4 protein-coding genes are annotated in these 4,351 nt (G+C 66.3%); 3 read left to right on the top strand and 1 reads right to left on the bottom strand.

The annotated features are described in order from the left end of the window. The first annotated feature begins 47 nt into the window (after window positions 1–47). Both EB084_20540 and EB084_20535 read left to right on the top strand, forming a co-directional pair. A complete protein-coding gene (locus EB084_20540; protein NDD30656.1) occupies window positions 48–896 on the top strand; it encodes an endonuclease/exonuclease/phosphatase family protein in 849 nt (282 codons plus the stop codon). 24 nt (window positions 897–920) lie between these two features. After that, window positions 921–2,390 carry a glycosyl hydrolase family protein gene (locus EB084_20535; GenBank protein ID NDD30655.1) on the top strand — a complete coding sequence of 490 codons (1,470 nt, stop codon included), beginning with the start codon at window positions 921–923 and terminating at the stop codon, window positions 2,388–2,390. Window positions 2,391–2,458: 68 nt separating this feature from the next. Here EB084_20535 and bshC read toward each other — a convergent pair whose 3' ends face one another. Beyond that, window positions 2,459–4,081: a bacillithiol biosynthesis cysteine-adding enzyme BshC gene (gene bshC, locus EB084_20530; GenBank protein ID NDD30654.1), complete on the bottom strand. Its 1,623-nt coding sequence runs from the start codon at window positions 4,079–4,081 to the stop codon at window positions 2,459–2,461. Between the two features lie 108 nt (window positions 4,082–4,189). Between bshC and EB084_20525 the strand changes: the two genes are divergently transcribed. Beyond that, window positions 4,190–4,351, top strand: a 162-nt coding sequence (locus EB084_20525; GenBank protein NDD30653.1) for a glycosyltransferase WbuB, incomplete at its 3' end; no start/stop codon positions are given.

Below are 4,351 nucleotides of genomic sequence, written 5' to 3'. Positions count from 1 at the left end.
CCGGCGGCGCCGCTCCCACCGCTGCTGACGACACGCCTCGAGAGACCGTGACCCTCGGGCAGTACAACATCAAGAACTGGTTCACGCCCGGCGAGGCCGACCCCGCCATGGGCAAGCGCGTGAAGAGCCAGGCCGAGCTCGATCAGATGGCCCGCAACATCGATCAGTCGGGCGCCGACGTGGTGACCCTCAACGAGGTCGGAACGAACCTCGAGAACGTGAAAGCCTTCTTTGCCCAGAAGCTGCCGGGCAAGTTCCCCTTCATCGCCATGGCAGAGACCAACGACGCCCGCGGCGTCCACGTTGCGGTGGCCTCGAAGTATCCCATCACCAACGTGGTAAGCCACACCGATGCGCGGTTCCCCCTGGCCGACGGGTCAGGTGAGACGAAGTTCAGCCGCGATCTGCTGCGCGCCGACATCGACGTCAAGGGCATTCCCATGACGATCTACACCACCCACGCCAAATCGCGTCGCGTCTACGCTCCGGGTGATCCCGCCCATCCTGGTGGGGAGAACCCCGACAACCAGCGCATCGCCGAAGGGCGCGAGGCGGTTCGCATCATGCAGTCTGAGATGAAAGCCTACCCGGGCCGCTTCTACGCGCTCATGGGCGACCTCAACGACGGTACCGAAGACAAGTCGGTGCAGGCCATCCTGAATCCGCCGGGCGGCGATAGCATGGTTGATACCCTCCAGGGACAGCCTGAGAAGGAACGCCGCACCTGGCCGGCAGATCCGCGCAAGGGTCATGGCCACGGTCCGGAGCAGTTCGACCACATCATCGTGCCGGCGTCGCAGCGCGACAAGGTTCTCGACTCGCATGTGGTAGACATCCCTGGAGTGTCGCAGCAGGCGTCAGACCACCTGCAGATCGTGGCCAAGGTCAGCCTGTAGCCCCCCCTCTCCCGTGTTCAGGCGTTGAGCGATCATACTTTGCAAAGACGCAGGTTGCTGCGCTTTCCACAGGGGTTCGTCTGGGGCTCGGCCACGGCAGCCTTGCAGATCGAAGGCCGCGAGGGGCGCGGTCTCTCTGTCTGGGACGAGTTCTGCGACCGCTTCCCCGAGCGCATCTTCGAGGCGGCGACCCCTCGGTTGGCCTGCGATCACGTTCGTCGCTGGGCAGATGATGTGGCGTGGATGCAGCGTCTGCGGCACACCGGCTATCGCTTCTCCATCAGCTGGCCACGGGTCGATCCACACGGCGCGGGGGCGTTCAGCACCGCCGGCCTCGACTTCTACGATCGGCTGATCGATGCGCTCCTCGAAGCGGGCATCGCCCCGAACGCCACCTTGTACCACTGGGACCTTCCACTTGCGCTCGGCAAGGCCGCGTGTGCGTGGAATCGCGCCCAGAGCGAGGCTTCGGACCCATCTGCGCTTCTGGGCTGGGAGGACCCTCGTACGGTGGAGCGGTTCGCGGCATACGCGCGCGTCTGCTTCCAGCGCCTGGGTGATCGGGTCACGTTGTGGGGCACGCTGAACGAGCCTGCCTGGACGATTCTCAACGGGTATGTGACCGGGCTGCATCCACCCGCCCTGCACGACTACCGCGCCGCGGTTCTGGCGTCGCATCGCTTGCTGCAGGCCCACGACGCGGCGGTGCGTGGGTTTCGCGAGAGCGGGCGAGATGGGGCCATCGGCATCTGTCTCAACGTCTCGCCGGTGCTCCCCGCCAGTGACGGGCCAGGTGACGCGCAAGCCGCACGGCTCGCAGATGGCCTCCTCAATCGATGGTTCCTCGAACCGGTGATGCGGGGAACCTACCCGCAAGACGTCCTCGATTTCTATGCGCGGCGCTCTCTCCTTCCCGAAGGCGTGGCTGAGCAGCGCATCGCCCGCTGTGACTGGCTCGGGGTGAACTACTACTATCCGCACCACGCATCGGCCGACAGCACCCGCACGGAGTTCTCGATCAACAACACGGGGCGAGCGCACGAACCCTGCCGGCTCTCCATCGAGGGACTGTTCCGCTTCGTGCGAAATCCGCGTGGGCGCTACACCGACTGGGCGTGGGAGATCGACCCGGACGCCCTGGAGCTCGTGCTGAGAGAGGTGCACGCGATCTGCCCGGACATGCCGCTGTACATCACCGAGAACGGCCTGGGTCTCGATGACGCGTGGGTCGATGGCGAGATCGATGATGCCCCGCGCATCGCGTTCGTCCGCGATCATCTGGCTGCGGTGCATCGCGCCATCGAGGCAGGCGTCGACGTGCGCGGCTATTACATGTGGTCGCTGCTCGACAACTTCTCGTGGATCAACGGCTACAAGAAGCGCTATGGGTTTCTGCACGTCGACAGGGAGACGCTCGCGAGAACCCCCAAGCGCAGCGCGCATTGGTTTGCGGAGGTCTCGGAGAGCAACGCTGTGGCCGTCGACGTCAGCTGAGCGGCCGCGGGTACGCGGTCCGGTGAGAGGGCTTCGAACCCGCCACGGTGGCCGTCACCCTACAGATGTCAGATCGGTATCACGCTGTGCTCGAAGCGCAGCGGGTCGATGCGCGTGAGCAGGGTCTCGACGATGGCGTCGCCGTGTGCGGCGAGAATGCTCGCGATCGGGGTGAAACGGTCTTGCAGGACCCCTTCGGGAAAGACCTCGCCGCAGGCCCGCCGCAGCTTTCGCGACAGGTTCTCCTCCCGCGCGGATGCGGCGTCCGTGATCTTTCGTTCGAGATGCGCGATCTGGGGCATGAGCCTCGCCTGCGTAGAGGCCGCGGTGCGCTCGAGATCCGGATCGACCGAGCGGGCCAGCGCGCGATAGGCCTCAAGCCCTTGTGCAAGCGCGGCGCGCGCGTCGTCGAGCTTCTGGTGCAGCGCCTGGGGCAGTCGCTGGTGCAGCACGCTTCGCACCAGGGTCTCTCGGTCGCGCCAGAGGTCGCAGACAGAGAGGCCCAGTGCCTCGAGGGTCCGGGCGTCTCTGGCCTCGAGCAGCGTCACGCTCTTGCGCGGAACGATGATGGGCATGGGCAGATCGAAATCGGCGTAGACGCCGCCGAGCTGCGCATGATAGGCGATCTCAGCGGGGCCTTGAACGCTGGCCACGGTGGGCAGCAGCAGGTCTTGCATGATGGGGCGGAGCACGACGTTGGGGCTGAAGCGCTCGGGCGCGCGGACGCAGGTCTCCAGCAGGTCGTGTTGCGATATCTCTCGTTGACCAGGCGTGGCCACGAAACCGTCGTCTCGCGCTTCGAGGGCGTTTCGCGACCCGTCTTCGAGCAGGAAGAGGTTGAGACGGTTGGCTCTCAGCTTGATCTGGGGCACGTAGCCGAGGTCTGCGAGTCGTGTCGTTGTCTCGCGCACGCGTCGGGTCGACGGCGAGCGATGCGTGATCTCTTTCGTCGCTGCATCGACGCAGAGCGCCTTCAGGCGCGGGTCGGCGGGGTCGAGCATCACCAGGCCGTGCGGGCTGAAGAGACCGCTCATCCAGGTCCCGAACGCGCGAGAGAAGGTGTGATCGATACGCCACGCCGCTTCGAGGCGGGCGGTCGTGAGCGCTCGCCCTGGCCCGTCGGGCAGCGCGTCGAGCAGCATTTGGCGAAGCGCCTCGATCTCTTCTCCAAGCTGCACGTGCGACAGCGGAACGCGGTCGTCACCGCCGGTTCCCCGGTGGGTGAGTGTCCGGCGCTCTCCATCGGCGCCGCGCAGGGAAAGGGTGCCGGCCTCGCGGTGGTCGTGGTCGTCTGAGGCGATGTAGAAGACGGGGACGTGAACGCCTCGCCCGCGTGCATTCAACGTCTGTGCCAGCTTGATGGTGGTGAGCGCCTTCAGCATCACGAACAGCGGACCGCCGAATAGAATCGGTTGGTGGCCGGTCACCACCGCGCGCGTGCCAGGGGCAGACAAGGCGTCGATGGAGGCGAGTGCCCGCGGGTCGCATCTGAAGGCGCGATTCTGCTCGGTCAGCACGGTGGCGACCTCCGCGCGGGGGAGGCACCGCGCATCGACCCGCGCGGCGACCCGGTCATACGCCGTGAGATCGTGGGGGTCTCCCCCGTAGAACGCCGCGACCCTGTCGAATGCGATCATGTAGTCACGCGTGAGCGGTTCGAGGCCAGGGATGCGGGAGGGGTCGAATGCCATCACGGGGTCTCCTGGCGAGTGTGTTTGAGTCGAGGGCGTGCATGCACTGTTGGGGGTTCTGGCCGCAGGACCCTTCCCCGCGGAGCGGCGAACGGTTCCTGGGCGCGCATGCGAATCGTCTTCATCACCGACAACTTCCCACCCGAGGTGAACGCACCGGCGTCGCGCACCTACGAGCACGCCCGGGAGTGGGTGCGCGCGGGGCACACGGTGCAGGTGATCACGTGCGCGCCGAACTTTCCGTTCGGCACGCCCTACCCGGGGTATCGC

This window comes from Pseudomonadota bacterium (genome assembly GCA_010028905.1).
Lineage (GTDB): Bacteria > Vulcanimicrobiota > Xenobia > RGZZ01 > RGZZ01 > RGZZ01.
This window is presented reverse-complemented; position numbering and strand designations above follow the sequence as displayed.

Coding starts and splice junctions, on each gene's coding strand:
- bshC (NDD30654.1), bottom strand. CDS start 4,081: ATGGCATTCGACCCCTCCCGCATCCCTGGCCTCGAACCGCTCACGCGT.